The sequence below is a fragment of the Streptomyces sp. NPDC003327 genome (assembly GCF_053589515.1).
The window spans coordinates 331930-358769 of the sequence record NZ_JBSFSA010000001.1 but is presented as its reverse complement, the minus strand read 5'-3'; the positions used below and the strand labels follow the sequence as shown (position 1 = coordinate 358769).

Annotated in this window: 28 protein-coding genes and 1 tRNA gene; 5 read left to right on the top strand and 24 right to left on the bottom strand. The window is 71.8% G+C overall.

Annotation, left to right across the window (positions count from 1 at the left end; all coding sequences use genetic code 11):
- Positions 1 to 109: 109 nt before the first annotated feature.
- From ACWDVG_RS01645 to ACWDVG_RS01585, 13 genes are all read right to left on the bottom strand, one after another.
- Entirely contained in the window at positions 110 to 1918 is a 1809-nt protein-coding gene (locus ACWDVG_RS01645; protein WP_451695082.1) for an ABC transporter ATP-binding protein, read from the bottom strand.
- A gap of 20 nt (positions 1919 to 1938) precedes the next feature.
- A complete protein-coding gene (locus ACWDVG_RS01640; RefSeq protein WP_451695080.1) occupies positions 1939 to 3162 on the bottom strand; it encodes a ketosynthase chain-length factor in 1224 nt (407 codons plus the stop codon).
- Positions 3159 to 4430 carry a beta-ketoacyl-[acyl-carrier-protein] synthase family protein gene (locus ACWDVG_RS01635; protein WP_451695078.1) on the bottom strand — a complete coding sequence of 424 codons (1272 nt, stop codon included), beginning with the start codon at positions 4428 to 4430 and terminating at the stop codon, positions 3159 to 3161. The genes ACWDVG_RS01640 and ACWDVG_RS01635 overlap by 4 nt, the downstream gene beginning before the upstream one ends.
- Positions 4427 to 4753, bottom strand: a complete 327-nt coding sequence (locus ACWDVG_RS01630) for a TcmI family type II polyketide cyclase (protein ID WP_451695076.1) — start codon at positions 4751 to 4753, stop codon at positions 4427 to 4429. The genes ACWDVG_RS01635 and ACWDVG_RS01630 overlap by 4 nt, the downstream gene beginning before the upstream one ends.
- Before the next feature lie 31 nt (positions 4754 to 4784).
- Positions 4785 to 4997 carry a hypothetical protein gene (locus ACWDVG_RS01625; protein WP_451695074.1) on the bottom strand — a complete coding sequence of 71 codons (213 nt, stop codon included), beginning with the start codon at positions 4995 to 4997 and terminating at the stop codon, positions 4785 to 4787.
- A gap of 1 nt (position 4998) precedes the next feature.
- Complete coding sequence (locus tag ACWDVG_RS01620) at positions 4999 to 6390, bottom strand: sulfate adenylyltransferase subunit 1 (protein ID WP_451695072.1); 1392 nt, start codon at positions 6388 to 6390, stop codon at positions 4999 to 5001.
- Entirely contained in the window at positions 6390 to 7328 is a 939-nt protein-coding gene (gene cysD / locus ACWDVG_RS01615; protein WP_451695070.1) for a sulfate adenylyltransferase subunit CysD, read from the bottom strand. Before cysD ends, ACWDVG_RS01620 begins: the two co-directional genes overlap by 1 nt.
- Before the next feature lie 91 nt (positions 7329 to 7419).
- Positions 7420 to 8025, bottom strand: coding sequence for an adenylyl-sulfate kinase (gene cysC, locus ACWDVG_RS01610; protein ID WP_451695068.1), 606 nt, complete (start codon positions 8023 to 8025; stop codon positions 7420 to 7422).
- 43 nt (positions 8026 to 8068) lie between these two features.
- Positions 8069 to 8845, bottom strand: coding sequence for an alpha/beta hydrolase (locus ACWDVG_RS01605; protein ID WP_451695066.1), 777 nt, complete (start codon positions 8843 to 8845; stop codon positions 8069 to 8071).
- A 110-nt stretch (positions 8846 to 8955) separates the two neighbouring features.
- Positions 8956 to 9570, bottom strand: coding sequence for a response regulator transcription factor (locus ACWDVG_RS01600; protein ID WP_451695111.1), 615 nt, complete (start codon positions 9568 to 9570; stop codon positions 8956 to 8958).
- Between the two features lie 69 nt (positions 9571 to 9639).
- The gene (locus tag ACWDVG_RS01595) at positions 9640 to 11739 is read right to left on the bottom strand and encodes a histidine kinase (protein WP_451695064.1); all 2100 of its coding nucleotides are present in this window, start codon (positions 11737 to 11739) and stop codon (positions 9640 to 9642) included.
- Positions 11740 to 11920: 181 nt separating this feature from the next.
- Positions 11921 to 14134, bottom strand: coding sequence for a TOMM precursor leader peptide-binding protein (locus ACWDVG_RS01590; protein WP_451695062.1), 2214 nt, complete (start codon positions 14132 to 14134; stop codon positions 11921 to 11923).
- A gap of 16 nt (positions 14135 to 14150) precedes the next feature.
- A complete protein-coding gene (locus ACWDVG_RS01585) occupies positions 14151 to 14279 on the bottom strand; it encodes a hypothetical protein (RefSeq protein ID WP_451695060.1) in 129 nt (42 codons plus the stop codon).
- A 212-nt stretch (positions 14280 to 14491) separates the two neighbouring features.
- On the opposite strand from ACWDVG_RS01585, the gene ACWDVG_RS01580 reads away from it, so the two are divergent.
- Both ACWDVG_RS01580 and ACWDVG_RS01575 read left to right on the top strand, forming a co-directional pair.
- Complete coding sequence (locus ACWDVG_RS01580; RefSeq protein ID WP_451695058.1) at positions 14492 to 15376, top strand: AfsR/SARP family transcriptional regulator; 885 nt, start codon at positions 14492 to 14494, stop codon at positions 15374 to 15376.
- A 288-nt stretch (positions 15377 to 15664) separates the two neighbouring features.
- Positions 15665 to 16879, top strand: coding sequence for a S8 family peptidase (locus ACWDVG_RS01575; protein ID WP_451695056.1), 1215 nt, complete (start codon positions 15665 to 15667; stop codon positions 16877 to 16879).
- A 20-nt stretch (positions 16880 to 16899) separates the two neighbouring features.
- Here the strand turns inward: ACWDVG_RS01575 and ACWDVG_RS01570 are convergent, their stop codons facing one another.
- The 11 genes from ACWDVG_RS01570 to ACWDVG_RS01520 all read right to left on the bottom strand — a co-directional run bounded on the left by ACWDVG_RS01570 (position 16900) and on the right by ACWDVG_RS01520 (position 24516).
- Positions 16900 to 17484, bottom strand: coding sequence for a hypothetical protein (locus ACWDVG_RS01570; protein ID WP_451695054.1), 585 nt, complete (start codon positions 17482 to 17484; stop codon positions 16900 to 16902).
- Positions 17481 to 18065, bottom strand: coding sequence for a hypothetical protein (locus ACWDVG_RS01565; RefSeq protein WP_451695052.1), 585 nt, complete (start codon positions 18063 to 18065; stop codon positions 17481 to 17483). The genes ACWDVG_RS01570 and ACWDVG_RS01565 overlap by 4 nt, the downstream gene beginning before the upstream one ends.
- 41 nt (positions 18066 to 18106) lie before the next feature.
- The gene (locus ACWDVG_RS01560; RefSeq protein WP_451695050.1) at positions 18107 to 18355 is read right to left on the bottom strand and encodes a hypothetical protein; all 249 of its coding nucleotides are present in this window, start codon (positions 18353 to 18355) and stop codon (positions 18107 to 18109) included.
- A 153-nt stretch (positions 18356 to 18508) separates the two neighbouring features.
- The gene (locus tag ACWDVG_RS01555) at positions 18509 to 18970 is read right to left on the bottom strand and encodes a TerD family protein (protein ID WP_451695048.1); all 462 of its coding nucleotides are present in this window, start codon (positions 18968 to 18970) and stop codon (positions 18509 to 18511) included.
- Between the two features lie 323 nt (positions 18971 to 19293).
- Positions 19294 to 19376: transfer RNA gene (locus tag ACWDVG_RS01550), tRNA-Arg, on the bottom strand.
- A gap of 74 nt (positions 19377 to 19450) precedes the next feature.
- A complete protein-coding gene (locus ACWDVG_RS01545; RefSeq protein WP_451695046.1) occupies positions 19451 to 20152 on the bottom strand; it encodes a hypothetical protein in 702 nt (233 codons plus the stop codon).
- Positions 20149 to 20652 (bottom strand): hypothetical protein, encoded by a 504-nt coding sequence (locus ACWDVG_RS01540; RefSeq protein WP_451695044.1) that lies wholly within the window; start codon positions 20650 to 20652, stop codon positions 20149 to 20151. The genes ACWDVG_RS01545 and ACWDVG_RS01540 overlap by 4 nt, the downstream gene beginning before the upstream one ends.
- Before the next feature lie 233 nt (positions 20653 to 20885).
- Positions 20886 to 22259, bottom strand: a complete 1374-nt coding sequence (locus tag ACWDVG_RS01535; RefSeq protein ID WP_451695042.1) for a hypothetical protein — start codon at positions 22257 to 22259, stop codon at positions 20886 to 20888.
- A gap of 171 nt (positions 22260 to 22430) precedes the next feature.
- Positions 22431 to 23384, bottom strand: a complete 954-nt coding sequence (gene trxB / locus ACWDVG_RS01530; RefSeq protein ID WP_451695110.1) for a thioredoxin-disulfide reductase — start codon at positions 23382 to 23384, stop codon at positions 22431 to 22433.
- Between the two features lie 32 nt (positions 23385 to 23416).
- Positions 23417 to 23830 carry an arsenate reductase ArsC gene (locus tag ACWDVG_RS01525; RefSeq protein WP_451695040.1) on the bottom strand — a complete coding sequence of 138 codons (414 nt, stop codon included), beginning with the start codon at positions 23828 to 23830 and terminating at the stop codon, positions 23417 to 23419.
- A 44-nt stretch (positions 23831 to 23874) separates the two neighbouring features.
- Entirely contained in the window at positions 23875 to 24516 is a 642-nt protein-coding gene (locus tag ACWDVG_RS01520) for an arsenate-mycothiol transferase ArsC (protein ID WP_451695038.1), read from the bottom strand.
- A gap of 78 nt (positions 24517 to 24594) precedes the next feature.
- On the opposite strand from ACWDVG_RS01520, the gene ACWDVG_RS01515 reads away from it, so the two are divergent.
- From ACWDVG_RS01515 to ACWDVG_RS01505, 3 genes are read left to right on the top strand one after another with little or no spacing between them, the layout of a single operon-like run.
- Positions 24595 to 24909, top strand: a complete 315-nt coding sequence (locus ACWDVG_RS01515; RefSeq protein ID WP_451695036.1) for an ArsR/SmtB family transcription factor — start codon at positions 24595 to 24597, stop codon at positions 24907 to 24909.
- A 40-nt stretch (positions 24910 to 24949) separates the two neighbouring features.
- Positions 24950 to 25720 (top strand): aquaporin, encoded by a 771-nt coding sequence (locus ACWDVG_RS01510; protein ID WP_451695034.1) that lies wholly within the window; start codon positions 24950 to 24952, stop codon positions 25718 to 25720.
- Positions 25717 to 26778 (top strand): ArsO family NAD(P)H-dependent flavin-containing monooxygenase, encoded by a 1062-nt coding sequence (locus tag ACWDVG_RS01505; protein ID WP_451695032.1) that lies wholly within the window; start codon positions 25717 to 25719, stop codon positions 26776 to 26778. The genes ACWDVG_RS01510 and ACWDVG_RS01505 overlap by 4 nt, the downstream gene beginning before the upstream one ends.
- Positions 26779 to 26840: the final 62 nt, after the last annotated feature.

Genomic DNA, 26840 nt, shown 5'->3' with positions numbered 1-26840 from the left:
ACTTTACCCGATTTCCTTGGCGACTCATAATCGAGTCGGTCTAATCCCCTTTCGGCATCCCGAAACCCGCCGGCGGCGCCGTCGCTTCCGTTTCGAGCGAAGGGGGGGATCAGACGGTGGCGACCGCCCGCTCGTCGTCCCTGCTGTCCCTGCTGTCCCGGTCCCTGTTCACGAGCGTCGCGTAGTGCCCGCCCAGGGCGAGCAGCTCCTCGTGCGTGCCCCGCTCCGCCACCCGGCCCCGCTCCAGGACGACGATCTCGTCCGCGTTCCGGATGGTCGAGAGCCGGTGGGCCACCGTGATCGTCGTCCGGCCCTCGCTCGCCGCGTCGATGGCCGCCTGGACCGCCTTCTCCGTCTGCGTGTCGAGCGCGCTGGTCGCCTCGTCGAGGACCAGGACCGGCGGGTCCCGCAGGATCGCGCGGGCGATCGCGAGCCGCTGCTTCTCGCCGCCCGAGAACCGGTAGCCACGCTCGCCGACCACCGTGTCGTACCCGTCGGGCAGCGACATCAGGTAGTCGTGGATGTGCGCGATCCGCGCCGCCGCCACCAGCTCCTCGTCCGTCGCGTCCGGCTTCGCGAAGCGCAGGTTCTCCGCGACCGTCGCGTGGAACAGGTACGTCTCCTGCGAGACCACGCCCACCGTCGCCGCGAGCGTCCCGAAGGACAGGTCCCGCACGTCGATCCCGTCGATCGTCACGGTCCCCGACGTCGGGTCGTACAGCCGCGGGATCAGATAGCTCAGCGTCGTCTTGCCCGAGCCGGTCTCGCCGACGATCGCCAGGCTCCGCCCGGCCGGCACGGTCACGTCCACGCCGTCCAACGTCGGCCGCTCCGCCCCCAGGTACGAGAAGCCGACCCCGCGCAGCGCCACCTCGCCCCGCACCTTCCCCGGCTCCACCGGGTGCTCCGGCTCGGCGACGTCCACCGGCAGGTCCAGGTACTCGAAGATGCGGGCGAACAGCTCCAGCGAGCTCTGGATGTCGATCCCGATCGTCAGCAGTCGCTGCGCCGGACGGAACAGCGCCTGCTGGAGGGTGGTGAAGGCGACGAGCGAACCGATGGAGACCGCCATGTGGCCGCCGCTCGCCGTGAGCCCCGCCACCCAGTAGATCACCGCCGGCATCGACGCCATGACGATCCAGATCGTCGACTGGTACCAGAGCCCCGCCGTGCTCGCCCGCACCTCGATCGCCGTCAGCCTCCGCGACTGCTCGGCGAAGGTGTCCGTCAGCGAGCGCGAACGGCCCATGGTGTGGCCGAGCATGATCCCGCTGACCGACAGCGACTCCTGCACGTTCGCCGACAGCTCGGCGAACTGCTTCTGCCGGTCCCGCGTGATGACCCGGCGCTCGTCGCCCACGTGCCGGCTCACCCACACGAACCCCGGCAGCATCACCAGGGACGCCAGCGTCAGCCGCCAGTCGATCAGCAGCATCGCGCTCGTCGTGGCGACGACGATCGTCAGGTCCGCCACCAGCGCCGTGGCGGTGGTCGTCACCGTCACCTGCATCCCGCCGATGTCGTGGGCGATGCGGGACTGCACCTCGCCCGTGCGGGTCCGGGTGAAGAACGCCAGCGACATCCGCTGGAGGTGCGAGTAGACGGCCGTCCGCAGGTCGTGCATGACCAACTGGCCGACCTTCGCCGACACATGGGTCTGCCAGACGTTGAACGAACTCGTCGCGATCGACACGACGATCATGCCGAGCGCGAGCAGCGACAGCAGCCCCGTCCTGCCCTGCGGCAGCGCCGTGTCCATGATCTCCCGGATCAGGAACGGGTTGACGAGGGAGACCAGGGACGAGCCCGCGACCAGGAGCGCGACGAACAGCAGGCTCCTCCGGTACGGACGGAACAGCTGGAGGATGCGGCGCTTCTGTACGGGGGGATGCGCGCTTGCCGACCCGGTGGTGCCCACCCTGGTCTCCTTCACTTCGGTCAGTTCCAGTCGACGGAGCGCAGGACGACGGCGGAGTTGAAGCCGCCGTGGCCCCGGGCGAGGACGAGCGCCGTGGACACGGGCGTGTCCCGGGGCGCGGTGACCAGATCGAGGTCGTAGTCGGGCGAGAGCGTGACGTTCGCCGTCGGCGGGATCACCCCGTCGCGCATGGCGAGCAGCGCCGTCGCGACGTCCAGCGGCGCCGCGCCCGAGCCGAGCCGGCCCGTCATCGTCTTCGGCGCCGTGACGGGAACCCCCCGCGGCCCGAAGACCTCGGTGAGCGCCGTCGCCTCGATCCGGTCGAGCTCGGGGACGCCGGACGCGTCCGCGAAGACCACGTCGATCTCGTCCGCCGACACCCCGGCGTCCGCCAGCGCGATCTCGATCGCCTTGCGCAGCGCCGGCTCGCGCCCGCTGTCCGGGGCCGGGTCGAAGGTGGAGCCGTACCCGCTGATCTCGCCGTACACCCGGGTCGCACCGCGGCGGCGGGCCGCCTCGGCGTCCTCCAGGATCAGCAGCGCGCCGCCCTCGCCGGGCACGTACCCGGAGGCGTCCGCGTCGAACGGCAGGTAGGCGCGGTCGGGCCGCTCCTCCGTGCTCATCCTCCCGGTGGTCAGCTGGGCGACCCAGCCCCACGGGCAGATCGCCGCGTCGACGCCGCCGGACAGGATCAGGTCGCTGCCCTTGCGGACCAGGCGGCGCGCGTGCGCCAGCGCGTCGAGACCGCCGGCCTGGTCGCTGACGACCACGCCGCTGGGGCCGCGCAGCCCGTGCCGGATGGAGATCTGGCCGGTGTTCACCGCGTAGAACCAGGCGAAGGACTGGTACGCGGAGACGTACTGGCTGCCCTGGCTCCACAGGTTCCGGAGCTGGCCCTGGCCGAACTCGAAGCCGCCCGAGGAGCTGGCGGTCATCACGCCCATGCCGTACTCGTCGGCCTCCTCCGTGCTCACCCCGGCGTCCGTCAGGGCGTGCTCGGCGCCGACCAGCGCCAGCTGCGTCATGCGGTCCGTCTGCGGCACCAGCCGGCTCGGCAGGTGGTCCTTGACGACGAAGCCGTCGATCTCACCGGCGAGCTTCGAGGGGTACTGCTCCGGGTCGAAGCGCTCGATGCGGCCGATGCCGCTCTTCGAGGCGCGCGTGGCGTCCCAGTACTCCTCGGCGCCGAAACCGTTGGGCGACACGACACCGATGCCGGTCACCACGACCTTGGTCGTGCTCATGCCGTCTTCCTGTCCGGTCGGGCGAGGACCATCGCGCTCTGGAAACCGCCGAAGCCGCTGCCGACCGTCAGCACCGCGTCGGTGCGGTGGTCGCGCGCGGTCAGCGGCACGTAGTCGAGGTCGCACTCGGGGTCGGGCGTGTGCAGGTTCGCTGTCGGGGGCACCACGTTGTTCTCCATGGCGAGGAGGGAGGCCGCGATCTCGATCGAGCCGATCGCGCCCAGCGAGTGCCCGACCATCGACTTGATCGAGCTCACGGGAGTCCGGTAGGCGTGCTCGCCGAGGCTGCGCTTGAAGGCGCTCGTCTCGTGCCGGTCGTTCTGCTTGGTCCCCGAGCCGTGCGCGTTGATGTAGTCCACGGCCTCGGGCGCGAGCCGCGCCTCGTCCAGAGCCGAGCGGATGGCCTCGGCCATCTCCCGGCCGTCGGGGCGCAGGCCCGTCATGTGGAAGGCGTTGCAGCGGCTGGCGTAGCCGGCGATCTCGGCGTAGATGTGCGCGCCGCGCCGCAGGGCCGACCCCAGCTCCTCCAGGACGAACATCGCCGCGCCCTCGCCGAGCACGAAGCCGTTGCGGGTCAGGTCGAAGGGCCGGGAGGCGTGCTCCGCGTCGTCGTTGCGCGAGGTCGTCGCCTTGATCGCGTCGAAGCACGCCACGGTGATCGGCGAGATCGGCGCGTCCGTGGCGCCGGTGATCATCACGTCGGCCGAGCCGTCGCGGATCAGCTCCGCCGCGTACCCGACCGAGTCGATGCCCGACGTACAGCCGGTGGAGACCACGGTCGACGGGCCCTCGGCGCCGACGGACCAGGCCACCTCGGCCGCGAACGAGCTGGGCACGAAGTAGTTGTAGAGGTGCGGCACGGCGTACTCGTGGTCGACCAGGTCGAGCCGGCCGCCGTCGCTGACGACCCGGTACTCCTCGTCCAGCCCCATCGTGGCGCCGACCGCCGAGCCGACCGCCACACCGATCCGGTGCGGCGCGTGCCCGGACAGGTCGAGGCCGCTGTCCGCCATCGCCTCGCGCGCCGTGACCAGCGCGAACTGCGCGGCCCTGTCGGTGCGCCGGATCTCCTGCGGGGAGAGCCCGTGCTCCTCGGGGTCGAAGTCGATCTCCGCCGCGACGCGGGAGCGGAACGGCGCGGGATCGAAGAACGTGATCCCCCGCGTCGCCGTCCGGCCCTCGCTCAGCAGGCTCCAGAAGTTCTTGGTGCCGATACCGCCCGGAGCGGCCACGCCGACTCCGGTGACGACCACACGCCTGCCGGTCACTGAGACTCCCAGTGGTAGAAGCGCTTCGCCATCGCGTCCGCGGGGGAGCGCCAGGTCGCCGGGTCGTAGGCCTCGATGAACGGCTTCAGGTCCTGGCTGATCTGCACGAAGCGGGGGTCGGTCTTCGCCTCTTCGATCAGCTCTCCGCCGTTCTCGCCGTCGAAGTCCTGAAGGTGGAAGTACAGACCGTTGAACATGAAGAGCTGACGTCGCCGAGTCCCCATGCGGTGCGGCATCTCGGTCTCGTCGAAGGCGCCGAAGAGGCGCGCCACCTCGGCACTCGAACGGGAATCCATTCGGGCCACTATCAGATTGCTGTGCATTCGACCGCCTCCTCGGGGGTTCGCTGCGCCTCTATCGCAGTTGCTTGACCAGTGCCGACCATTCGGCGAGCTCCTCTTCCGACAACGGCGGCAGACAGGGCTGGTCGGCGGGGGGAGGTGGGACGCGGAAGTCCTGCCATTCGAGCGGCGGATACATGCCGTTCCACGCGAAGCCCATCCACATCAGGCCTTCGCCGAAGTCCTTCCAGAGGGATCGCATGGCGGATCTCAGCCGTGCGCCCATGTCAATCTCCCTTCGCCGGTGACCACCCAGTGCCACTTTCAACGACCCTGCTCAAGCCGGGGTCGGAGGTACGTCGAACTCCGCTGGAGGCCGCGGAGCCGAGGGTTTCGCCCGCCATCCCGGCCGTCAGCGTGGTGCCGTCGGCCGGGTCGATCAGCAGGAACGAGCCGGTCCCGCGGTTGTCGGCGTAGCGGTCGAGGGCGAGCGGCTCCGCCGTGCGCAGCACGACCCGGCCGATGTCGTTGACGTGCAGCCCGTCGTCGTCGGCGGGCCGCCGGGCGAGGGTGCCGATGTCGATCCGGTACGAGATGTCGCGGACGACCGCGCGCACGGTACGGGTGGTGTGCTTGAGCAGCACCTTGGCGCCGACGCGCAGCGGCCGCTCGTCGAGGTGGCAGACGCCGGCCTCGACGTCCCGGGTCGGCTCGGGCGCCGGGCCCGCGGCGGCGATCAGGTCCCCGCGCGAGACGTCGATGTCGTCGGCGAGCCGGACGGTGACCGACTGGGGGGCCCAGGCGAGGTCGACCGGCTTCCCGAGGGCGTCGATCCCGGCGACGGTGGTGGTGCGGCCGGAGGGCAGCACGGTCACCGGGTCCCCGACGAGCAGCACGCCGGAGGCCAGCTGGCCCGCGTAGCCGCGGTAGTCGGGGTGCTCGGCGGTCTGCGGGCGGATCACGTACTGGACGGGGAAGCGCACGGGCTCCCCGCTCGGGTCGCCGGCGACCGGCACGGTCTCCAGGTGCTCCAGCAGGGTCGGCCCCCCGTACCAGTCCATGTGCGCGGACGGCTCGACGACGTTGTCCCCGGCGAGCGCGGAGAGCGGGATCGGTACGACGTTCCGGACGCCGAGGTCGGCCGCGCACGCGGTGAACTCGGCGGCGATCGTGGCGAAGACGGGTTCCGCGTAGCCGACGAGGTCCATCTTGTTGACGGCCAGGACGACGTGCGGGACCCGGAGCAGCGCGGCGACGGCGAGGTGCCGGCGGGTCTGCTCGACGACGCCGTTGCGGGCGTCGACGAGGACGACCGCGAGGTCGGCGGTCGAGGCGCCGGTGACCATGTTCCGGGTGTACTGCACGTGCCCCGGGGTGTCGGCGAGGATGAACCGGCGCCGGGGCGTGGCGAAGTAGCGGTAGGCCACGTCGATGGTGATGCCCTGCTCGCGCTCGGCCCGCAGGCCGTCGGTGAGCAGCGCCAGGTCGGGGGCCTCCTGGCCGCGGTTGCGGGAGGCGTGCTCGACGGCCTCCAGCTGGTCGGCCAGGACCGACTTGGAGTCGTGGAGGAGCCGGCCCACCAGGGTGGACTTGCCGTCGTCGACGGAGCCCGCGGTGGCGAAGCGCAGCAGGGAGGTGGCCGCCGGTGCCGGGGCCGACCGCTCGGTGGACGTGCTCATCAGAAGTACCCTTCGCGCTTGCGGTCTTCCATCGCGGCCTCGGACAGCTTGTCGTCGGCGCGGGTGGCACCCCGCTCGGTGAGCCGGGAGGCGGCGATCTCGGCGATGATGTCCGCGTTGGTGGCGGCGGCCGAGTCGACGGCCCCGGTGCAGGACATGTCCCCGACCGTCCGGTAGCGGACGAGCCGCTTCTCCACGGGCTCGGACTCCTTCGGGCCGCCCCACGCGCCGGCCGTCAGCCACATGCCGCCGCGGGCGAACACCTCGCGCTCGTGGGCGTAGTAGATGCCGGGCAGTTCGATGCCCTCGCGCTCGATGTACTGCCAGACGTCCAGCTCGGTCCAGTTGGAGAGCGGGAAGACGCGGACGTGCTCGCCGGGGGAGTGCCGGCCGTTGTAGAGCGCCCACAGTTCGGGGCGCTGGCGGCGGGGGTCCCAGGCGCCGAACTCGTCGCGGAGCGAGAAGACCCGCTCCTTGGCGCGGGCCTTCTCCTCGTCGCGCCGCCCGCCGCCGAAGACCGCGTCGAAGCGGTGGGTCTCGATGGCGTCGAGGAGCGGCACCGTCTGGAGCGGGTTGCGGGTGCCGTCGGGGCGCTCGCGCAGCCGTCCCGCGTCGATGAACTCCTGCACGGAGGCGACGTGCAGCCGCAGCCCGTGCCGGGCGACGACCCGGTCGCGGTAGGCGAGGACCTCGGGGAAGTTGTGCCCGGTGTCGACGTGCAGGAGCGCGAAGGGCACCGGCGCCGGGGCGAAGGCCTTCAGCGCCAGGTGGAGCATGACGATGGAGTCCTTGCCGCCGGAGAAGAGGATCACGGGGCGTTCGAACTCGCCCGCCACCTCGCGGAAGATGTGCACCGACTCCGCTTCGAGGACGTCCAGGTGCGAGAGCGCGTACGGGTTCTCCGAGGCCTCGGCCGGCCGGCGGGTCGCGGTCGTCATGCGGCGTCCCTTCCCCGGGCCCCGGCGCCCGCGCGGCAGCGGGGGGCGGCGTTGGTGGTCGTGCGCGGCCGGGCGGCCGGGCGGGCGTCGCTCACAGCAGACCCCTCTCGGTCAGGTAGGCGTGCAGCTCGGCGGCGCACTCGGCCACGGAGCGGCCCTGGGTGGCGATCCGCAGCTCGGGCTCGGCCGGGATCTCGTAGGGGTCGTCGACGCCGGTCAGACCGGAGATCTCACCGGCCGCCTGCTTGGCGTAGAGGCCCTTCACGTCGCGCTCCGAGCAGATCTCGACGGGCGTGGCCACATGGACCTCGACGAAGGCCGTGCCGCGGCCGGCGTGCCGCTCGCGCACGGCGGCGCGGGAGGCGGCGTACGGGGCGATGACCGGCGCGAGCACGGTGACGCCGTGCGCGGCGAGCCGCTCCGCCACGAAGCCGATCCGGGTGACGTTGGTGTGCCGGTCCTCCCGGCCGAAGCCGAGCCCGGCCGACAGGTGGGCGCGGACCTCGTCACCGTCGAGCACCTCGACCGGGCGCCCCTGGGCGCGCAGCCGCTCGGCGAGGGCGCGGGCGAGCGTGGTCTTGCCCGCGCTGGGCAGCCCGGTCAGCCACACGGTGGCGCCGCGCGCCCGGGGGGCCGCCGCCGAGGTGACCCGGGTGGCCGGGGCGGCCACGGCGGCGAGGGTGGGAGCAGTGGTCACGGTGATGCTCTCCTGCACGTGAGTCGACGTCGGTGGGGACCGCTCAGGCGGTGGCGAACTCGGCGAGGGTGCGGCCGAGGACGTCCATGTCGATCCGGTGCCAGGAGCCCGGCAGTTCGAGGGAGCGGCCGTGGGGCAGCGCGTCGGCGGTCGCACGGGCCGCGGCGCGCAGCCACTCGCTGGTGCCGGAGCTGTTGAGGACCAGGGTCTCCGTCTCGTACGCGGCGAGCCGCTCGACGGGCACCTCGTAGTCGCCGCAGATGGCGATGTCGTACAGGAGGGTGTGGGCGTTCGCCTCGTTCGTCGCCCAGAGCGGGCCGCGGCGCCACTCGGCGACGCTGTCGGGGGTGAGGCCGAGGAAGGAGCCGAGGAAGTACTCGACCGCCTCGTGGCGGCGGTCCTCCGACAGCAGCACGCGGGTCGTCTTCGCCACGTTCCACGGGGGTTTGGGGAAGCCCTCGACGCGGAAGAAGGGCTCGTGCAGGGCGAGCCGGGTGATGGGCACGCCGGCGAACGCCGCCTCGAGCGCCAGATTGGCGCCCGAGGAACCGGCGAACACCACGGCCTCGCCACCGGCGGCCTCGATGACCGCCGCGAGGTCCTCGACCTCGCGCTCGACGGCGTACGCGGGCGCGTCGCCGCTCTCGCCGCGCCCGCGGCGGTCGTACACGTACGTCGTGCAGTGCGGGGACAGCTCGGGGACGAGCGCGTCGAAGATCGTGTGATCACGGAACGAGCCGTTCAGCAGCACGATCGGCGGGCCGTCACCCGACTTCTCGTAGGCGATCGTCGTGCCGTCCCGGGAAACGACCTTGCGCATCACGCACTCCTCATGCCGCACGGAGGTGCTCTCACCTCGCCGAATGTCGGCATTCTGGGGCGCGTCGGTGGACGGTCGGTCGAGGACCGGTCGCGGGTGTCCCGCGCGGATCAGGCGAGCCAGCCGGCCTCGGTGGCGATGCGGACGGCGTCGATCCGGTTACGGGCGTTGAGCTTCATCACCGTCGTCGTCAGGTAGTTGCGCACCGTGCCGAGCGACAGATGCAGCTTCGCGGCGATCTCCCGCGGCTCGTCCCCCTGCGCGGCCATCCGGAGCACCTCGGTCTCGCGCTCCGAGAGCGGGTTCTCGCCGATGTCCCAGGCGCTCATCACTAACTGAGGATTGATCACCCGGCGGCCGGCGGCCACCTCGCGGACCGCCTGCGCGAGCCCCTCGGCCGGGGAGTCCTTGAGCAGGAAGCCCGACACCCGCGCGGACATCGCCCGCCGCAGCAGACCGGGGCGTCCCAGCCCCGTCATGATCAGCGTGCGGCACTCCGGAAGCTTCGCGTGCAGCGTCTCGGCCGCGGTGAGCCCGTCCATGCCGGGCAGGTCGACGTCCATGATCGCGACGTCCGGCCGATGCTCCAGGGCGGCGGGGACGATCAGGTCCCCCCGGTCCACCACGGCGACGACTTCCAGGTCCGGCTCGAGTTCGAGCAGCGCGACCAGGGCCCCCCGCACCATGTGCATGTCCTCGGCCAGGAGAATTCTGAGTCGCCGAATCTCCACTTGTCCCCCTTTGACTTCTGCCGATGAGAATGGGCATCCATCGACCCGAATGCCCATGGATTATCAGATGGCGGCGTCCTCCTGCTGCAGTGTGAGGGGTGGTTCCTCCGTCAGGGAAGTGTCGAGCTCCGGCAAAGAGCGCCGGTGCTCCGGCGTCTCCTGCGGGCCCGCCTGCGCCCGGTAGCCGCGCGCCACGAGCCGGACGTCGGCGAGGGCCTGACGGGAGAGTTCGAGCACGGTGGTCAACTCGTCCCGGGCGGGCTCCGCATGGGCGGGCAGCAGCCGGTGGACGAGCGCGCACTTCATGGTGATGGTGGAGAGGCTGGAACCGAGCACCTCGTGCAGGTCGCGCTCGACGAGCAGCCGCTCGCGGTCGACGGCCAGTCGAGCGAGCGCCCCGCGGGCCTCGTGCAGCTCGGTTACCAGCCGGTACAGCGCCGTGAAACCGTAGAGGACAAGTCCCGCCACGAGCGAGGAATCCGTCAAGTAGACGACGTCGTACAGGGGATTTCCAGCCGCGATCGCCGCCGGGACCACCGCCCCGATGGCGGCGGCGTAGAGCCAGAAACGCGGGGCCCGACGGGTCGCGATCAGCAACGACCCGGCGAAGAATCCGGCCATCGAGCCCCACGGGCCGGAGAGCCAGAGCAGCGGAGCGTACGTGGCGAGGCCCTGGACCCCGAGGGTGAGCGCCCGGGTCCGCACCTTCCAGGTGCGCGGGCGGCGCAGCGAGTGGAGGGCCTGGAGCGTGACGACGACGGCGAAGCAGCCGAGGAAGCCGAGCATCCCGGCGCCCGACCCGGCGACGGCGGCGGCGTTGATGACGGTGATGAGCGTGTAGCCGACCAGGACGGCGACGAGCATGGTCCGGGCCATCCGGACCGCCCAGTGCTTGGAGGCGGGCTCCCGCTCCCCGGCGCCGGATCCCGTACGGGCGTCGGCGCCGGCTTCGTACGTCTCCGCGCCCGCGTACGGCTTTCCGTCGGCGTCCCGGGCCGCGCCGTCCCCGCCCGGCGTCCCCGCCGCGCCGACGGGCGCGTGCGCCAGGACCTCGAACCAGCCGTCGCCGGTGGGCCGGCCGGTGAGCTCACCGCCCACGCCGGTCAGCCGGGTCGCCAGGTTGCCGAGGCCGCTGCCGCCCCCGGCGACGGTGTCCCGGCTGGTCTCCCCGACGCCGTCGTTGCGGATCCGCAGGGTCACCGTGTCGCCCTCGCGGACCGCGCCGATCTCGCAGTGCTCGGCCTTGCTGTGCCGCAGCGCGTTGGTCACGGCCTCGCGCAGCACGATGGCGAGGACGGTGTCCAGTTCCTTGGGGAGCGGGCCGCAGCCCACGTCGGTGACGGTCTCGATCCCGGCGTCGGCGAGGACGGAGCGGGCGGACTCCGCCTCGGCGGCCAGCGACATGTCGCGGTAGCCGGTCGCGACGAGGGTCACGTCGGCGAGGGCCTCGCCCGCGATCCCGAGGACCCCGGCCACCTCGGACCTGGCCCGGTCGGGCGCGGAGGGGAGCAGCCGGTAGCCGAGCTCGCTCTTCAGGGCGATCGCCGAGAGGCTGTAGCCGAGGAGGTCGTGAAGGTCGCCGGCGACCCGCAGGCGCTCCTGGACGACGGCCATGCCCGCGAGTTCGCGCCGGGTCTCGCGCAGCTCGGTGACGAGCCCGGCGAGCGAGCTGACGCCGTAGATGATCAGGCTGGCGAGCAGCGTCACCCCGAGGCTGTACAGGGCGACGCCCGGCCCGGCGAGTGCCACGACGATGGGCACGATGGCCCCGGTGACGAGTGCGAGGAGCAGCCAGCGGAGCCGGCCGAGCACCGTGAGCAGCACCGATCCGCCGAGCAGACCGGTCATCGCCCCCCACGGCATACCGAGCCAGAGCAGCGGAAGGTAGGTGACCACGGCCTGCCCGGACAGCGTGAGAACGCGGACGTGTACGGGCCAGGTATGGGGGTAGCGGAGGGAGTGCGCGTACTGAAGGGGAAGGAGGACCGCCAGGGAGAGCGCCAGGATCGCCAGCTGGGCGGCGCTCGGTTGCGCGCCGAGGACGTTCAGGACGGTCACGAGCGTGTGTCCGCCGAGTACGCCGAGGGTGACCAACAGGGCCATGCGCGGGGTCTGGGGGCCGGACTCGTCGTCCCGTCCGCCGGTTCGGGGTACGTCGGGCATCGGCGCGTGCCTCCTGGTCATACCTGCGGTGACAGAGAGCACAGGCGAACGCCCGGGCATCCCCCCCTTGAATACCGCCGATGATCTTACAGACCAGGCATCACCTTGTCATGAGCACAATTCCCTTTTTTCAGACGCGTTGGCCGAGAAGGTTCGTCAATTCAACTGATTCACAGGACAGTTAAAGAAAGAGCGGGACCGGGTTCAGATCCTCGTAACGCGTCGGCGCGGAAAGCCTCCCCAGCCGCACGGGAACGTCGAACAGGCGGCCCGGCGCGAACCGCGCCCAGAAGTGCCGCAGCCCCGGTACGACCACCTTCACCACCGGAAGCCCCAGATCGGGCCGCGTCTGCTCCAGGACCAGCACCTCCAGACCCGCCTCCCGGGCCAGCGCGCACAGATGGTCCAGGTCCTCCCGGAGATCGGCCCGCGCCACGTACCCGTACGACTCCGGCGTCCGCGCGGGCAGTTCCGCGTCCGGCAGCAGATAGGGCTGGTCGGCGACCCGCGCCCCCCGCAGCCAGCCCAGCAGGTGCGCCGGAAGCCCCGGCGCGTACCCCTCCGAACCCGACGGCAGCGACGGCAGCATCTGACCCAGCTCCGTCACCGCCCGGCTCAGCGCCACGGCGGGATCCAGGTGCGCCCCGAAGCCCAGCATGATGTCCTCGGCGGGCCCGTCGAGCCGCCGCGACACCGCCGCCATCACCGGAACGCCCAGGTCGGCGGTGAGGTCGAGGACCCAGACCGCACGCCCCAGCTCCGCGAAGCGGGCGGGCAGCGCCGCCACCCACGGGTCACCGAACGCCGCCAGGTCCACCGCCGCGTGCCGCGTGCGGTTGTACCACCACAGCGCCACGGCGTCCCGCTCCACCAGCTCCAGGAAGCCCTGGAGGACCGCGTCCTCCACGGAGCCCCCCGCCGCGTTCCCGTTCGAGTCCGCCACCACCGAGGCGACCGCGTCCCCGCCGAAGTACAGCTGCGCCGTCGGCAGCAGCCGGTGCTCACCACCCGTCAGCGACCACAGCGGCGTCCACTCGATCTCCGCGTCCTCGTCGAACCGCTCCGGCACGTACGTGAAGGGAGAACCCGAGGCGTTCCACCGCTCCCGCTCCGCGTACTGCCGCTCGTCGAACAGCATGCAGTCGCCCGGGTGCACCGCCCGGCCCGCGAGCGCGCGGTAACTCCCGCGCACCGTCGCCTCGTCACCGAACCGCGTCGCGCTGTACCGCTCGACCGCCTCGCACAGCGCGCTGACCCGCGCCTCCACGTCCGTCCGCCCCTTGCCGCCGCTCTGCATGCGCAGCCCCGCACGGTGCGCGGCCAGACCGGCCTCCGGCAGCGCCAGGTTCGGCCCCGACCGGTAACAGTGCAGGAACGACGGGCTCCGCGGATCGCGCACCACCCGGTCCGTGATCCCCGTGACCGGGTCCGCGAGATGCCCGTACCGCTCCCACATCCGCTCCGCCGACAGCGCCCGGTGACCGTTCCCCCCGGCCACGCCCTTCGGCCGGGACACCGGCACCACCGGCCGCAGCGCCCGCTCCGCGACCAGACCCGCGTCCCCGCACTCCGGGCACTGCGGCCGCGACGCCACCGGATGGTGGCTCGCCGCGAGGGTCAGCGTGTCCAGCGTCCACAGCGCGTCCTGGTGCTCGTCGCGCAGCCCCGCGAGCCACTTCGCCGCCTCCAGGGCCGCCGTCTGCAGCCCCAGTTCACGCGTGGCCGCCAGCGAGGCGTCCGGCACCCGCACCGGACCCGCGAGCCCGAGCGCGCGCCGCACGTGCGACTCCCCGCGCCGGTGCGAGCGGAGCCGTACCGCCAGACAGGACCAGCAGGCACCCGCCCCCGGGCGGAACACCGGACCGACCCACAGCTGCGCCCCGTGCGGCTTCGCCGGCAGCCACGGCCGGCCGTCCACCAGCCGCGCCGCGTTGAACGCGGCGAGCGCCGGATCGAGGTAGTCGTCGCAGACGACCAGGGTGAAGGGCGCGTCCGGGCCGCAGCTCAGCCCCGCCGCCCGGCAGGCCCGCTCGGCCGCCGCCGCGTCGGCACCGCCGAACGCCACGACGGACACCTCCGCGTCCGCGGGACCGCCGACCCCGGCCATGTCCCAGTACGCGCCGGCGGCGGCGTCCTCGGGACCCGTGTGGAAACCGACGAGACCCGCGGCGGTGAGCCGGTCGAGCATGCCGTCCAGCTGCTCCGCGGGGAACTCCGTGGCCTCCCGCAGCTCGGTCAGGGTCATCGACCCGTCGAGCAGCGGCGCCACCTTCTGGATGGCCTTGCCGGAGAGGGCGGTCGTCCCCCGGGGCGAGACGAGGTAGACGGCCTCTCCCGGGACGATCTCGGCCCTCAGGTGGCGCCGGAATCCGATCGGTCGTGTGTCCACACGCATGACGTGCGACCGTCCTCTACTGAGCCGCGACCGCGACCGGAGTGAGGATGAAGCACCATCCGGTGGGGTCGTCGGCGGCACAGGTGGCACCGTCGAGGTTCTCGATGATCAGGTCGTCGGCGCTGGCGGTGATCTGGATCTGCATGATGTCGTCGCCTCTCTCGTCCGTCTTCCGCGGCGGTCGGCGCCGCGGTGCTCGAAGTTTCCAACTCGGGCCGCGGGGGCCGCCATGCACCGATTCACGTTCGCCGTGTGAATTCTTCACATCGGATAGATGTGCAGCTCAGTGGGCAAGTTCCGGCCCTCTCGGCATGCTGGAAACCGAGATCGATAGGTGCGATGCCTGGAGGAACGGATATGTCCGAAGGCCCCAAGAGGTACGACCCCGTCAACGTCGGGCGGCAGCCCGGACAGCTGAGCGTCGGGCTGCTCGGCTCGCTGTCCCTGCACCTCGACGAGACGCCGGTGACGGCCAGCGCGCCCAAGCAGCGCCAGGTCCTCGCCCTGCTCGCGCTCAACGCGGGCCGGGTCGTCACCGTCCCGGCGCTGATCGAGGAGCTGTGGGGCGACCGCCCCCCGCGCAGCCACGCCACCACCCTGCAGACGTACGTCCTCCAGCTGCGCAACGCGCTGGCGGCGGCCGACGGCGACCGCCCCGGCGTCCGGCAGATCCTGAGCACCCGTCACAGCGGCTACCTCCTGGAGGAGGACGCCTGCACGACGGACGTCTCCGTCTTCGAGAGCCGCGTACGGGCGGGCCGCGCCGCCTCCGAGGCCGGCGACCACCGCCGCGCCTCCGAGGAACTGCGCCAGGCCCTCCAGCTGTGGCGCGGCCCCGCGCTCGTGGACGTCCGCAAGGGCAGCGTCCTGGAGATCGAGGCCGTCTCCCTGGAGGAGAGCCGGCTCGGCGCCCTGGAACGGCGCATCGAGTCCGACCTGGCCCTCGGCCGCCACGCCGACCTGCTCGGCGAACTGACCCGCGTGGTCGCCAGGAACGCGATGAACGAGAACCTCTGCGCGTACCTGATGATCGCCCTCTACCGGGCCGGCCGCGTAGGCCGCTCCCTGGAGGCCTTCCACCGCCTGCGGTCCGTCCTCAACCACGAGCTCGGCGTCGAGCCCTGCCCCCGGCTCCAGAACCTCCAGTCGGCGATCCTCACCGGCGACCCGGCCCTGGACGTCTGGTCCGTCTCCTGGTCCCCGGAGCAGTTCGCGGCGAACCGCCTCGCCCGGGCCTCCTGAGTGACGCGCCGCGTGACGAGCCTCCCGGGTGAAATCGGCGCCGCGGGGTCCCGGAACGGGCCCCCGGCCCCGCACGGGCGGCGAGAAATCCTTTCTGCGCTCCCCTCGGACCGACCGGGCGACCCCTGGTGAACTGCGGTTTCCCGATCGGACGAGTGTGGGCCGATCGGCGGTCCCGGCACTCGGGCGCACCCGCGTGCGTGCCGAAGCGGTCAGAGGCCGCCGGGCTGCCGGGAGAGCACCGGTGCGGGCGGCCGGTCCCGACCGACCCACCCCTGGAGCACCCCCATGCGCTTGCTCGCGCGCTGCGCCGCAGCCGCCCTCCCGCTGATCCTCGCCCCGCTGGCGACCACGCCCGGCGCCGCCGCCGCACCGGAACGGCAGGAGCCGGTCCCGGTGACCCGCTCGGCGGGCGTCGCGGTCCCCAACAGCTACATCGTCACCCTCAAGGACGGGGCGGACGCCGCCGCCTTCACCACCCGGGTCCCGCAGCTGGGCAAGGCCTCCTTCACGTACGGCACCGTACTGAACGGCTTCGCGGCGACCCTCACCGCCGAGCAGCTCTCCTACGTCCGCACCTCGCCCCTGGTCAGCGCCGTCGAGCAGAACGCCGAAGTCGCCGCCTACGCCACCGGGGGACGGGCCCTCGCGCAGGGCACCGAGGGGCGGGCCCTCGGCCCCACGGAGGTCTGGGGCCTCGACCGCGTCGACCAGCGCGCCCTGCCGCTCGACCAGCAGTTCACCACCGCCGGCAACGGCGCCGGAGTACGGGCGTACATCCTGGACACCGGCATCGACTACACCCACAAGGAGTTCGGCGGCCGGGCCTCCTTCGGCTTCGACGCCGTGGGCGACGGCCTGAACGGCGCCGACTGCCAGGGCCACGGCACCCACGTGGCCGGCACCGTCGCCGGCAGCACCTACGGCGTCGCCCGCAAGGCGTCCCTGGTCAGCGTCCGCGTCCTCGGCTGCGACGGCACGGGCGACTGGGCCGGGATCATCGCCGGCTTCGACTGGATCGCCAAGAACGCCGTCAAGCCGGCCGTCATGAACGCCTCCCTCGGCGGCGCCAGGTCGCTCGCCGTCAACGCCGCCACGGACGCCCTGTACGCCACCGGGGTCCTGCCCGTCGTCGCCGCGGGCAACAGCGCCGTCGACGCCTGCGCGACCTCACCCGCCAGTGCGGACGGAGCCCTCACCGTCGGCGCCACCAACCGAGAGGACGAGGAGACCTACTTCTCCAACTGGGGCCCCTGCCTCTCCCTGTACGCCCCCGGCCAGGACATCCTCTCCGCGAAGATGGGCGGCGGCAGCGTCGCCCTCAACGGCACCTCCATGGCCTCCCCGCACGTCGCGGGCGTCGCCGCCCTCTACCTCGGCGCCCACCCCAACGCCACCGGCGCCGACGTCGCCGACTGGCTCGGGAACACGTCCACCAAGGACGCCGTCAAGGCCGTCAGCCCGACCTCGCCGAACCGGCTGCTCTACACCGGCGGCCTCTGACCCCCACCGCCGGGGCCGCCCTACGGGGCGGCCCCGTCCGGGTCCGCTCCCTCCCCCCGGAAGGCCGCCGAGGGCAGCCCGAAGAGGCGCACGAGGACGCCCAGCGCCACCGCCCCGTCCTCGTTGAACCCCGGCTCCGTCGCGTACCGCGTCTCCCGGCCGACCAGCCCCGCCGCCAGGAACTCCCGCAGCGGACGGTCGGCCCACGGGCCGCCGCGCCGCGACTCCCGGCCGCCGCCCAGGTTGAGGTACAGCTGCTCGAAGCCGCCGCGGTGGTGGGAGAACTGGAACGGGTGCCGCGCGCAGTGCGGTATCGCGTAGTACCGGCCCTCCGGGCACGCGCACGCCGGCGTCGACGCCAGGAACACCGTTTCCGCCCGGCCGCCCACCAGCTCCCGGAACCGGTATCCCGTGAGGTCCCGGGCCAGCTCCGCGGCCCCCTGTTCCTCCGGCCCCACGTACGCGTCCTGCTCCACCCACGCCCAGCCCCCGTCCTCTCCCACCGCCCGCACCGGCCGCCCGGCCTCCGCCACCAGGCGGTGCAGCAGCCGGGCGTCCATGCCCCGGGAGAACGTGACGAACGTGTCCGGCGCCAACAGGCTCATCCCGGAACCCCCGTGCTCGTGCCCGCCGCCACCGAGGCCGCGAGCGGCGGCGACGGCAGCCCGAAGAAGGCCGCGATCGTCCGCACCAGGACGTCGTCGTCCCGCTCGTGCTCGTCGCAGTCGTGCCCGTCCTCGTCGTCGTCGACGTCGCACACCGTGCCGGGACCGATCAGCCCGGCCTCCAGCAGCTCGGGCGAGAGGTGGTCGGGGTTGTCCCCGACCCGCTCGGCGAGGTCCTCGAACGAGAAGTGCAGCACGCACCGGCCGCCCCTCAGGTACGTGAAGTTCGGCGGGTGCGCCCTCGCGCTGCACGGCTCCACCACGAACACCACCACCTCGACCCCGTCCCCGTCCCCGTACAGCGGGCGGTAGTCCGCGGTCTCGAAGTCACCGGTCTCCGGTGCGCACATCTCGTGCACCGCCCAGAACCAGCCGCCGCCCGACCCCGTCTCCAGCACCTCGCGCCGCAGCCCGCCGAGCCCCTCGGCGAAGGCGCCGGCGGACAGCCCCCGGACGAAGACGAGACTCACCTCACGGCCCCGGTGCGCGTCCCCCACCCGGGCGTCGATCCAACTCTTCATGACCCGAACCTAGCGGCCACCACTGACAACCGGACGCCCCGTCAGGCGCGGCGGCGCAGCGTCTCCAGCGGCGGGTTGGCACGGAAGTCCGCCCAGAAGTCCGCGCCGAACTCCCGCACGCCCGCCCCCGACACCTCCAGCGGCACCCACGTCACCTCGCCGAACCCGGCGGCCCGCAGACACGTCTCGTACACCTCGCGGCGCGGCCGCAGCGCGACGAACGAGACCGTCGGGTCGAGCAGGAAGAACTCCCCGCCGGGCCGCAGGCTCCGGTGCACGTTGCGGCACATCCGCTCCACGGTGGCGAGGTCCTCGGCGCAGTTGAGCAGCTGGACCCCAGCGCGAGGTCGAAGCGCTCTCGGCGCCAGGGAGCCCGGTGTCCCCCTCGGTTTCCGCCGACCGATGTACGGGGCCGCTCCTCGCCCCTCGGCGGGTGCTGAGGGTTACTCCACGTCGATGCCGTATCCCCGTACGAGGGTCTCCAGGCCGTGGTCGTAGCCCTGGCCGACGGCGCGGAAGCGCCATCGTGGGCCACGGCGGTAGATCTCGGCGAGGAGCAGGGTGCGTTCGCTGGTGGCGGCGTCCAGAGTGGCCTGGGTCGTGGCCGGAGCGTCGATGCCCGGTGCGAGGGTCATCCGGACGGCTCCGATGTCCCCGAAGGTGGCGGCACCGTCGATGGCGGCGGCGATCGCGATCCTGTGGGCGGCGGGAGGCAGTGCCGCGAGGTCGACGGCGATGGTCTGCTCGGTCGGGCCGTCGCAGAGGAGACGGGTGGCCCCGTCCGGGCTTTCCGGCGCGCTGTAGAAGACGAAGTCCCCGTCGCTGGAGACCTGCTCGTCCTCGTCGAGGACGAAGGCGACGAGGTCGATCTCGCAGTTCGTCTGCTGGGCCCACGAGGCACTCACGTACCACTGGCCGGAGGCGGGAAGCGGGGGGAGGTCGATGAGGTGGTCCGCCTGGTGGGAAGGCCGAGGCGGTTCTCGCTCGCGGACTCTCTGCCGGCATCTCCTTGGAGCGGCAGAGAAGGGCGGTGGGACGGAGTGAGGCGGGCAGTGGGCGGCCCAAAACTTCGGGCCGTTTTCGGGCCGAACGGCCGCCGGAGGGCGCCCTTGGCCGGTCTCAGCCGGGCGGATCAAGCCATCCCGGCCTCTCCCTGACGCCCCCACCACCGACTGAAAACCACCCCGACCAGCAAAAAGGGCCTCCCGTAGGAGGGCCTGTCGCGCAGCGCCCCCGGCAGGACTCGAACCTGCGGCCAAGTGCTGAGAAGGCACTTGGTGGATGGGGGAGTGGGGTGGCTCTGACCTGGGCGAATGCGGTGGGGCGCTGGCCCGTCCCGAGAACTTCGGGTGTTTTCGGGACGGTCAGTCGCTGGTGCGGGTATCTCACCAGTGGGTGAAGTCGTAGACGCCGGCGGGGGCGTAGGGGTCCTGGGCGGGGGAGGGGTTGCTGTCGAGTTCGTCGGGGACGAGTGAGGGCAGTGCGGCCATGAGGGCGGTGTTGCCGACACGTACGCGGCCGTTGTCGTCGCGGAGGGAGACGTCGAGTCCGAGTAGGCCGGCGGTGCCGGGTGTGGTGACGTACAGGCGCGCGGTGGCATGGTCCTGCAGCAGGAAGCCGTCCAGTCGCAGGCGGCCGCTGTCTTCCGGATCATCCTGGGGCTGAAGCATCGAGGCGGCGGAGTGGAGTGCGTCCCCGAGGCCGAACGTGATGTGGCCGAGGACGTCGAGCACGTGCCGGCGGGCGTCGGCGAACGGGATGCCCACGGGGTCGGTGCTGTCGGGCGCGGGGGGATGGACGAGGACCTGGCGGAGTGCTGCGATGAGATAGGTCCAGGGGATGTTGTCGCCCTGCGGGTGGATCAGAGGCAGGTCGTACGCCATGGAGGCTTCCAGCCGGTGGCCGTCCCACAGTACGACCCGGGTGACACCTCGTCGTCCCGGCGGCAGCAGGACACCACGCACGAGTCCCGCGTCGGTGGCACCCGAAAGCGGCGACGACGTGAAGCAGAGCAGTTGCCACATCAAGATGCGGTGCAGGTCCACCAGTCCCTCGTCGTCCCACTCCGGCGGCAGGTTCTCGGTCATGCCTGGTTGACCTTGTCGGGGCAGCGGTTGCGGGGGACGTTGCGGCAGTACGCCGTGATGACGCCGATCTTGGCGTTCCTGTCGCTGAGCGAGTATCGCCTGTCCGCCGTCTGCCAGTGGTACTGGACGATGATGCGGATGTTGGCGATCTTGCGGGGCGGATCGAGCAGTCCGCCCGTGGCGACGAGGGCACCGTCGTAGACGAGCCTGTGCGGCTGGTCCCTGCTCGTCGCCGGGTTGCTCGTGCCACCGATGATCTTCTTGATGACGTCGGGGTTCGTGATGTTGTGCGGCCCGGAGAAGTGCTTCCAGCCCAGCACGCTGTTTCCGACGCGGGTCGGTACCACCTTGCCCCGTCGGTCCATGCTGTTGAACTTCACCGTGGCCCAGCCCGGCGCCGCCGAGGTGAACGCCACGCCGTCGGTACGGGGCGCCGCCTCACTCGGTGTGGTGGGCCGCCCCCGACCGCTGAGCATCTCCTCGTACTGCTCGTTCGACATCACAGTCAGTTCCTCCGGCCCGTCCATGGCTTGAGCGGGAGTTCCGCAGAGGAGGAGGGCCGCAGTGGCGGCGAGTGCGCTGAGACGAAGCAAGGACAGCCTCCGGACGACGGTGATCCATGGTGATCCGCTGACGCCATACCGTAACCGTTCGTCACTGAGAGTTCTGGAAGCTCGGGGCCCTGCGGCCGGGGGCGGCATTGCGGCCTGTCCCGGGCCACAGGGCTGGGCAACTAGCGGCGGGCCCGTCGTTGGCCGGGCAGGAGGCGCATGGCGAGGACGGATCCGTCGGCGTGTACGGAGACGGGGCCGCCCCACTTCTCGTCCCAGGCGAGCCGCGGGCGGGTGTGCCGGGCCGCGTGCACGCGGGCGCGGTATTCCTCTACCTGCCCCTTGGCGAGGAGTTCGAAGAGCTTCGCGTCCACCCCGGAGAACGCCTCGACGCGGGGGCCGTTGAGCCGGAATACGTGGTCGGTGCCTGCGTAGGTGTCCCCGAGGAGCTCGTGGCTGATGTCCTGGACGCTGCCGGCAGCGGCATGCTCGAAGCCCTCGAACCGCTTGTGTCCCTGCCGTTCGGTCAGATAACCCGCGGTCGCCCGGCCGGACCCGGTGAAGGCCATGAGCTCGGCTGCCGCCGTCAGACCGACGGTCTCCTGGAACCACGTGTAGTACTCCGGCGTCACGTGGCAGCCCGGCACGGGTTCGGGCATCACGTCGCCCGTGCGCGGCGGCTGAATGCCCGGCATGACGTTCTCATGTCGCGGGCCCGCGTCCAGGTTGGCTTCGGTCTCCCCGGAGGGCCCGGCCAGCCACCCGCCCCGGCCCTTGGCCTGCACCGCATGGACGGTCACGGTCCCGCCCGTGGGCAGCTCCGTGCTGAACAGCAGACTCGGGGTCTCGTTCCACTCGCCGATGTGTACGCCTTCGGCGTGGACGGATGCGGAGGCGAGCTGGTCGACGGAGACCGAGGCGTTGCTGTGGTTGCCCTTGCAGACGACGGGGACCACCAGGGACGGCTCGCCGGGGCGCCAGACCTCTGCGAAGTACTGCGGCCGATAGCGATATCCGACCTTGTTCCCCTTGTCCCTGCTGGTCAGGGCCCAGCCTCCGCGTAAGGCCGTGTCGGCGGGGATGATGCTCACGGAGTGGTCGGGGTACTTGCGCCCCAGCAGGGTCTTGGCGAGCGTGAGGGCGAAGCCGATACCGAGCTCGTGCGACTGCAGGTTCTTGTACCGCTCCGCGATCTGCCGCCCCTCCTCGCTCAATCCCAGGAAGGAGTCGGCCCCGCCCGCCAGCGCCTGGCTGTACTTCAGGGCTCCCCAGTGTTCGGCCAGCCCCCGTCCCGCACCCTTCCATGACAGCGCTGTCGCGCGGGCGAGCGTATGGAGGACGTCCCATAGGGACACGCGCGTCTGGCGGTCGAGCTCGCTGCGCGGGATCTCGGACAGGTGCGGCTTGCGGCGGAGCGGCTCGTCGCCCTTCTCCTTGCGCGTCTTGTCGTCCGCGGCGATCACGGAACGCACCTTGCCGAGCAGTTCTTCGTTGGAGCGGACGGAGATGTTCGACGACGTGTCGAGGTCCAGAAGTACCTTCTTGGCAGGCTTCAATGAGTCCCCTACGGCTCGCACGGGCGCCTCACGAACCTTGCGAAGGTACGGATTCGGGGACCGGATCACGCAAGTGCGCAGGGGCGCACAGGCGGGCCGGACAGCCGCAACTGCAGGACCACTGCAGTCCCGGCCCGCCGCTTCAGCAGCGTCGGGCCGGAACGGTGTCGGTCAGGCCGTGACCGCGGCCGGGGTTTTGTCGGAGAGGGCGGCGAGGTAGCGCTCGGTGTCGAGGGCGGCCTGGCAGCCGGATCCGGCGGCGGTGATGGCCTGGCGGTAGGTGTGGTCGACGACGTCGCCAGCGGCGAAGACGCCGGGGATGTTCGTGCGGGTGGAAGGCGACTCCACCTGGATGTAGCCCTCGTCGTCGAGGTCGATCTGGCCGGTGAAGAGTTCGGTGCGCGGGTCGTGGCCGATGGCGATGAACAGGCCGGTGGCGTCGAGGTCGCGGGTGTTGCCGGTGAACGTGTCGCGCAGGACGACGCCGGAGAGCATGCCGTTCTCGGACTTGATCTCGGCGATCTCGCTGTCGAAGGCGAAGGAGATCTTGTCGTCGGCGAACGCGCGGTTCTGCATGGCCTTGGAGGCGCGCAGGGTCGAGCGGCGGTGGACGACGGTGACCGAGCGGGCGAAGCGGGTGAGGAAGGTGGCCTCCTCCATGGCGGTGTCCCCGCCGCCGACCACGACGATGTCGCGGTCGCGGAAGAAGAACCCGTCGCAGGTCGCGCACCAGGACACACCGCGGCCGGAGAGCTCGTCCTCGTTCGGGAGGCCGAGCTTGCGGTAGCCGGAGCCGGTCGCGATGATCACCGTCTTCGCGCGGTGGACGGTGCCGGCGGAGTCGGTCAGGAGCTTGATGTCGCCGGTGAGGTCGACCTCGACGATGTCGTCGTCGATCAGCTCGGCGCCGAAGCGTTCGGCCTGGGCTCGCATGTTGTCCATGAGGTCGGGGCCGTCGATGCCGGTGGGGAAGCCGGGGAAGTTCTCGACCTCGGTGGTCGTGGTGAGGGAGCCGCCGACGAAGATCGAACTGCCGAACAGCAGGGGCTTCAGCTGGGCGCGGGCGGTGTAGAGGGCTGCGGTGTATCCGGCGGGGCCGGAGCCGATGATGACGACGTCGCGTATGCCGTTGGTCTGGTCGGTGTCGGTCACGCCGGTCACGCCTTCTTGGCGTCGATGTCGGCGATGAGGCCCTCGATGAGGGTCTTGATTTCGTCTCGGATGGGGCGGACGGCCTCGACGCCCTGGCCGGCTGGGTCTTCGAGGGTCCAGTCGAGGTAGGTCTTGCCGGGGAAGTACGGGCAGGCGTCGCCGCAGCCCATGGTGATGATGTAGTCGGACGCCTGGGCGGCCTCGGTGGTGAGGACCTTCGGCTTCTGGTCGGAGATGTCGATGCCCAGCTCGGCCATGGCGGCCACGGCGGAGGGGTTGATCTGGTCGCCGGGGAGGGAGCCCGCGGAGCGGACCTCGACGCGGTCTCCGGCGAGGTGGCGCAGGAAGCCGGCGGCCATCTGGGAGCGGCCGGCGTTGTGGACGCAGACGAAGAGCACGGAGGCGAGCGGAGCGGTCATCGGTTCTTCCTTGAGGGCAGGGATGGTGCGGGGGACGGAAAGGCTCAGGAGCCGGACGGCAGGGTGTCCAGCAGGGCGGTGATCCGGGCGTCGAGGGCGTCGCGGATCTCGCGCACGACGGCGATCGGGGCGCCGTCGGGGTCGGGGACCGGCCAGTCCAGGTAACGGTGGCCGGGGAAGACGGGGCAGGCGTCGCCGCAGCCCATGGTGATCACGATGTCGGCGGCCTGGATGACCTCGTCGGTCAGCGGCTTGGGGTAGACGTCGTCGAGCGCGACGCCGGCCTCGGTGAGCGCCTGGACGACGTGCGGGTCGACGGCACCGGAAGCGTGGGTGCCAGCGGAGGAGACGATCACGCCGTCGCCTGCGCGATGCGCGAGTAGGGCTGCCGCCAGCTGGGAGCGGCCGGCGTTGTGGCTGCACACGAACAGCACGCGCGGTCGACCGTCGCCCGCAGTCGGGTTCTCGACGTGCGCGAGTGCGTCCAGGCGCTCGGTGGCGAACCGCTCCGTCAGCACCACCAGGTGGGTGCGGACGTGCGCGTTCGCGGCGAGCTGCCCGTAGGAGTCGGCGAACAGCCGCTGTACCGTCTCCACGGAGTACCGGCCCTGATGGCGCACGGCGAGGCGGGCGACACCGGCCGCGAGACGTTCGTCGGGAAGGACCGGGTGCGAGGACGCGGCCATGGCGAGAACCCCCTTCGGCGGGTTCTAGAGGTCAGCCCAGGCTGGTATCAGCTCCGGGTGATATGAGATTATCAGTCCATGATGACGTCAGTCGATGCTGATCTGATTCGGGTGCTTGGCGACCCCCTGCGCCTCCAGATCGTGACCCTGCTCGCCCGCGAGACGCTGTGCACCACCCACCTGGTGGAAGAGACCGGTGCCAAGCAGACCAACCTCTCCAACCATCTGAGAGTGCTGCGCGAGGCCGGAGTGGTGGAGACCGAGCCGTGCGGCAGGTTCACCTACTACCGGCTCAAGCCGGACGTCATCGAGCAGCTCGCCGATCAGTTCGCCGCCCTCGCGCAGACCGCGCGCCTGACCGCCGAGGCGAACTTCAAGCGTTCCTGCCCCTGACCCCGCCCCCTGTGCCTCACCTGCCGAGGAGTACCCGCCCGTGACCGCCACCGAGCCCGCTGCGAGCGACGCCATAGCCACCGGCCCGACGCCGCAGCCCGCACCCGGCGCCACCCCGCCCCGTACCCCGCTCGCCGCCCGGGCCGCCGCCGAGCTCGTCGGCACCGCCGCCCTGGTGGCGATCGTGGTCGGCTCCGGCATCCAGGCCACCCAGCTCACCGACGACGTGGCGCTGCAGCTCCTCGCCAACTCCACCGCCACTGTCTTCGGCCTCGGCGTCCTGATCGCCCTCCTCGGGCCGGTCTCCGGAGCGCACTTCAACCCGGCGGTCAGCCTGGCCGAGTGGTGGACCGCCCGCCGGGGCGGCGCGGGTGTCACGGGCCGTGAACTCGCCGTCTACGTCCCGGCGCAGATCGTCGGCGGAATCGCGGGCGCGGTGCTCGCGGACGCGATGTTCGGCGAGCCGCTGGTGAAGTGGTCCACGCACGACCGCTCAGCCGGAAACCTCCTGCTCGGCGAGGTCGTCGCGACGGCCGGCCTGATCCTGCTGATCTTCGGCCTGGCCCGTACGGACCGGCTCCGCTTCGCGCCCGTCGCGGTCGCCTCGTACATCGGCGCGGCCTACTGGTTCACCTCGTCCACGTCCTTCGCCAACCCGGCGGTGACGATCGGCCGCGCGTTCACCGACACCTTCGCGGGCATCGCCCCGGCCTCGGTCCCCGCGTTCATCGGCATGCAGATCATCGGAGTGGTCGTGGGCCTGGCGCTGGTCGCGGTCATCTTCATGCGCGGGAAGACGGACGCCGAGTGACCCAGGTCGTGGACGTGGTGGTGATCGGCGGCGGCCAGTCAGGTCTCGCCGCCGGTTACCACCTGCGCCGCCTCGGCCTGGGCTTCGTCGTCCTCGACGCTCAGGCCGCTCCGGGAGGGGCCTGGCAGCACACCTGGGACTCGCTCCACCTGTTCTCCCCGGCCGCCTTCTCCTCGTTGCCGGGCCGGCTCATGCCGCCGCAGCCGGGGGAGACGTACCCGGACGCCGCCCACGTCGTCTCGTACCTCACGGACTATGAGGAGCGCTACGAACTCCCCGTCCGCCGTCCCGTACGGGTGGCCGGTGTGCACCGCGACGGCGAACTCCTGCGCGTCGAGGCCGACTCCGGTACGTGGCGGGCGCGGGCGGTCGTCAGCGCCACCGGCACCTGGTCGCGCCCGTTCGTGCCCGCCGTGCCCGGCCGTACGGAGTTCCGGGGCGCCCAGCTCCATACGGTCGAGTACGCCAGCCCGCGCGACTTCGCCGGACAGAAGGTGATCGTGGTCGGTGGTGGCAACTCCGGCGCCCAGATCGCCGCCGACCTCGCGTACGACACCGATCTGACCTGGGTCACCCTGCGCGAGCCGCGCTATCTCGCCGACGACATCGACGGCCGCGCCCTCTTCGACCACGCCACCGCCCGCCGCCGCGCCCTCGACGAAGGCCGTACGGACACAGGGGGCGTGGCCTCACTCGGCGACATCGTCGCGGTCCCGCCCGTCCGAGCGGCGCGGGACGCCGGCCTGCTCAAGGCCCAGCCGATGTTCACCCGTCTGACTCCGACCGGGGTGCAGTGGGCCGACGGTATGACCGCCGAGGCCGATGCGATCGTCTGGTGCACCGGCTTCCGCCCAGCCCTCTCCCACCTTGCCCCACTCGGCTTGCGCGGCCCCCGAGGTCACATCCCCACGTCCGGTACCCAGGCGATCGGGGAACCCCGCCTCCACCTCCTCGGCTACGGCGACTGGACCGGCCCGGCCTCCGCCACCCTCATCGGCGTCGGCCGCCCGGCACGCGAAGCCGCCCGGCAGATCGCCGGCCTGCTCGGCGTCGTGTGAGTCCGCAGCGCAGGTGAGGACCTGGGTTCTGTGGTGATCCTGGCGGGAATCATCCAGACCCT